A 608-nucleotide genomic window follows, 5' to 3' on the forward strand; every position below is an offset into this window, starting at 1 on the left:
CCACCATCTTAGGTTATTTCCTGTTTAGCGAAAGCATGACGGCCATTGAACTGCTTGGTTCTGCACTGGTGTTTAGCGGTGTGGTGATGGCGATATTCTTTGGCCGACGCGGACAAACTAACAATGTGCTCGAGGAAATCAAAGGCAACATTTGGGTTGGAGTCTCACTCGGCCTTACCGCTGCAATATGTCAGGCGTTCGGTGGCATTATTGCCAAACCGGTCATGCAAACCAGTGTCGACCCAATCGCTGCATCGGCAATTCGAATGATCAGCGCGTTCGTTGCGCACTGCTTATTACTTATCGTTGGAGTCAAAGTTGCTCGCTCCACCCAGCGCATTACTTGGCGTGTTTTTGGCATTACGGCGTTGAATGGCTTTCTCGCGATGGCCGTAGGTATGACGTTAATTCTTTACGCGCTGCGCGAAGGGAACGTAGGTATGGTTGCACTGCTATCTTCAACCACGCCAATCATGTTGCTACCGCTGCTCTGGGTTTACACTAAACGCCGACCAAACCGATTTGCTTGGTTGGGCGCGGCCCTAGCGGTGATTGGTGCGGGGATTTTAGTTCAGTAATCTTACAAACCAGTTCTTATTACCAGACAC

General features: G+C 50.3%; 1 protein-coding gene. It reads left to right on the plus strand.

The window, feature by feature from the left end; translation table 11 throughout:
- On the plus strand, positions 1–578 hold a 578-nt coding region (locus tag R7Q09_RS26820), incomplete at its 5' end, for a DMT family transporter (RefSeq protein ID WP_318144032.1).
- Positions 579–608: the final 30 nt, after the last annotated feature.

The sequence above is a fragment of the Vibrio sp. 2130-1 genome, assembly GCF_033339515.1.